The sequence below is a fragment of the Cupriavidus sp. WS genome (assembly GCF_000395345.1).
Lineage (GTDB): Bacteria > Pseudomonadota > Gammaproteobacteria > Burkholderiales > Burkholderiaceae > Cupriavidus > Cupriavidus basilensis_B.
In genome coordinates this window covers 1-3,593 of sequence record NZ_AQPL01000120.1, presented here as the reverse complement: position 1 = coordinate 3,593, position 3,593 = coordinate 1, and the positions used below count along the sequence as shown (strand labels likewise).

General features: G+C 69.7%; 3 protein-coding genes and 1 pseudogene. All 4 read right to left on the bottom strand.

What is annotated here, in order from left to right; genetic code table 11:
- Positions 1 to 17: 17 nt before the first annotated feature.
- On the bottom strand, positions 18 to 1,124 hold the full coding sequence (locus K206_RS0111080) for an acetoin dehydrogenase dihydrolipoyllysine-residue acetyltransferase subunit (protein WP_020202481.1): 1,107 nt from the start codon (positions 1,122 to 1,124) through the stop codon (positions 18 to 20).
- A complete protein-coding gene (locus tag K206_RS0111075) occupies positions 1,124 to 2,140 on the bottom strand; it encodes an alpha-ketoacid dehydrogenase subunit beta (RefSeq protein ID WP_020202480.1) in 1,017 nt (338 codons plus the stop codon). Before K206_RS0111075 ends, K206_RS0111080 begins: the two co-directional genes overlap by 1 nt.
- A gap of 49 nt (positions 2,141 to 2,189) precedes the next feature.
- Positions 2,190 to 3,185: a thiamine pyrophosphate-dependent dehydrogenase E1 component subunit alpha gene (locus tag K206_RS0111070; RefSeq protein ID WP_020202479.1), complete on the bottom strand. Its 996-nt coding sequence runs from the start codon at positions 3,183 to 3,185 to the stop codon at positions 2,190 to 2,192.
- An 11-nt stretch (positions 3,186 to 3,196) separates the two neighbouring features.
- Positions 3,197 to 3,593 (bottom strand): annotated as a pseudogene (locus K206_RS43670) (acetoin catabolism protein X); the annotation flags it as partial.

Below are 3,593 nucleotides of genomic sequence, written 5' to 3'. Positions count from 1 at the left end.
CCTCTTCACCCCCCTCTTCACCCTCCCAAATGCGCCCGCAACAACGCATTGAACTCCCCAGCCCGCTCCATCTGGCTCATATGCCCGGCGTCGTCGAACACCTTGACGGTGGCCCCGGCCGGCGCGTTCTGCGCATGGGCCGGCGGAATGACGTGGTCCTGCGCGCCCCACACCACCAGCACCGGCTTGTCGCCGAGCCTGCGGCCCGGCTGCTCGGTCTGCCGGCCGCCGCCGAACAGGCTGGCGCCGAGGCTGGCCAGGGCCTCGGTCACACCGTCGAGGCGCTTGTACTTGAGCAGGTCGTCCAGCATCTGGCGGCTGACCAGGCCGGTGTCGGCGAACAGCAGTTCGATCACCGGCTTGAGGTCGCGCCGCGATTGCGCGTTGACGAAGCCTTCGGTGTAGCCGTTGTTGATCTCGTCGCCGAGGCCGACCGGCGAGACCAGCGCCAGCGAGCGCACGCGCTGCGGCGCGTCCACGGCCAGTTGCGCGGCCACGCCGCCGCCCATCGAGTGGCCGACCAGATGCGCCTGGCCGATGTCGAGCGCGTCCATGAACTGCGCGACGAAGCCGGCCAGCGCGGCCAGCGTGGTGCCGGGCAGCCTGGGCGTGGACTGGCCGTGCGCGGGCAGGTCCAGCGCGACCACGGTGTGCGTCTCGGCCAGCGCGTCGAGGTTGAACAGCCAGTTGTCGAGGTCGCCGCCGAAGCCGTGCAGGAACAGCACGGTCTCGGCGCCTTCGCCGCGCCTGGCGTAGCGCACGCGGATGCCGTCGATGTCGATGAACTGGTACGCGGCGGCGCCCGCTTCGGCGTCGTCTTCATCGGCGGCGGGGGTTTCGTACGCGGCCACGTAGGCGTCGATCTCGGCGTCACTGACCTCGGGCGGGGCCAGCACGCCGAGCAGCGCCTTGACCGGCAGCACGTCGCCCACGGCGGCGACCTTGCGGCGCAGCGTGCCGGCGTCGGGCGCTTCCACGGCGTTGGCGATCTTGTCGGTCTCCACGTCGAGGATGGGCATGCCCACGGTGATCTGCGCGCCCTCTTCCACCAGCCAGTCGTTGATGGTGCCTTCTTTCATCGACAGGCCCCATTTGGGCATGACGATCGGGGTGATCTCGGCCATCAGTGTTTTCCTCCCTTCACGGTCTTGCGCGCGGCCTCGGCGATCTGCGCCGCGCTGGGGATGTAGAGGTCTTCCAGCGCGGGCGAGAACGGCACCGGCGTGTGCGGCGGGCACACCATCTCGATGCCGGCCTTGAGCGCGCCGAAGGCCCGCTGCGCGACCTGCGCGGCGATGTCGGTGGCGATGTTGCAGCGCGGGCTGGCTTCGTCCACCACCACCAGGCGGCCGGTGTTTTCCACGGTCTCCAGCACGGTGTCGATGTCCAGCGGCGACAGGCTGCGCAGGTCCACCACCTCGGCCTCGATGCCTTCCTTGGCCAGCGTGGCGGCGGCTTCCAGCGCGCGGTGCACCATCAGGCCATAGGTGACGATCGAAACATCCTTGCCGTCGCGCACGATGTTGGCCTCGCCGAACGGAATCGCGTACGAGTTCTCCGGCACCTCGCCTTCGAAGCCGTACAGGTTCTTGTGCTCGCAGAAGATGACGGGGTCGTTGTCGCGGATGGCCTGGATCAGCAGGCCCTTGGTGTCGTACGGCGTGGACGGGCACACCACCTTGAGCCCCGGGATGTGCGTGAACAGCGGCGTGAGCATCTGGCTGTGCTGGGCCGCCGCGCGAAAGCCCGCGCCGACCATCGCGCGGATCACCACCGGGGTCTCGGCCTTGCCGCCGAACATGTAGCGGAACTTGGCGGCCTGGTTGAAGATCTGGTCGAAGCACACACCCATGAAGTCGATGAACATCAGCTCGGCGATGGGGCGCATGCCGCAGGCCGCCGCGCCGATGGCCGCGCCAACGTAGGCGGACTCGGACAGCGGCGTGTCGAGCAGGCGGTCGCCGTGCTTGGCGTAGAGGCCCTTGGTGACGCCGAGCACGCCGCCCCAGGCGTCCTTCTCGCCGTCCGCGCCGGCGCCGCCGACGATATCCTCGCCGAGCATGATCACGCTCGGGTCACGGGTCATTTCCTGGTCGATCGCTTCGTTGATCGCCAGCTTCATGCTGAGTTTGCGGGACATGGTGTGGTCTCCTGTCTGTGCTGTTCGTGCGGTCCGGTCTGCGATGCGCTCAGTAGCTGACGTAGACGTCGGTGAGCAGGTCGGCGGCGGTGGGGAACGGCGCGGCCTTGGCCTGCTGCACGGCGTCCTCGATCAGCGCGGCGACCTGCTCGTCGATGGCCTTCAGTTCTTCGGGGGCGATCACGCCGGCCTGCGTCACGGTGGCGGCGAATTTCTTCAGGCAGTCCTTGTTGGCGCGGATGTCGTCGAGCTCGCCGCTGGCGCGGTAGGTCTGCGCGTCGCCCTCGAAATGGCCGTAGAAGCGCACCATCTTGCATTCGAGCAGCGCGGGGCCACCGCCTTCGCGGGCACGTTTGATGACTTCGCCGGCGGCCTCGTGCACGGCGAAGAAGTCGGTGCCGTCCACGGTCACGCCGGGAATGCCGAAGCCGGCGGCGCGGTCGACGTAGCTGTCCACGGCGGTGCCGTACTCGCGCGCGGTGGACTCGGCGTAGCCGTTGTTCTCGATCACGAAAATCACCGGCAGGTTCCACACGGCGGCCAAGTTCAGGCTTTCGAGGAAGGTGCCCTGGTTGGAGGCGCCGTCGCCGGCGAACGTGATGCCGACCTCGCCCTTGCCGCGGAACTTGGCGGCCAGCGCGGCGCCGCAGACCAGCGGCGCGCCCGCGCCGAGAATGCCGTTGGCGCCCATCATGCCCTTGGACAGGTCGGCGATATGCATGGAGCCGCCCTTGCCGTTGCACGAGCCGCCCTTGCGGCCGTAGATCTCCTTCATCATCGCCGCCGGATCCACGCCCTTGGCGATGCAGTGGCCGTGGCCGCGGTGCGTGCTGGCGATGCGGTCGCCGTCGCCGAGGTGGTGCAGGATGCCGACGCCGGCGGCTTCCTCGCCGGCGTAGAGATGGACGAAGCCGGGAATGTCGCCGCGGCCGAAGTCCACGTGCAGGCGCTCCTCGAAATCGCGGATGGTGCGCATGCGGCGGTACACGGCGAGCAGGTCTTCCTTGCCGAGCGGCAAGGTGTTCTGGCTGGCTGGGGTGGTCATGTCTGTCTCCTTCATGGTTTTGTGGTGGCGGTAAGGCTCTCGGCAAGCGTTGGCGGGCAGGAAGCGGGCGGCGGCGCGCGCCCGCAGCGCATCAGCCCGGCGGCAGCGGCGTAGCGCATGCAGGCGGCCACGTCGAGGCTGAGGAAGGCGCGCTCGCGCAGCGTCACGGTGACTTCGTCGCGCGCGCCGAACACCAGCTCGCGCTCGCCGTCCAGCGCGACGATGCCGCTGCGCTGGCGCACGCGGTGCGGCACGCCGTCGGCCAGGCGCTCCCAGCCGGCGATGGGCACGGCGCTGAGCAGCCCGGGCGCGATCGGCGCGCGCAGGTCGAAGCGGCCCTCGCCGGCGGCGGCGAGCTCGATGGCGAGGCCGCCGGGCTCGTGGCGCCCGACCGGCTCGAGCAGCCCG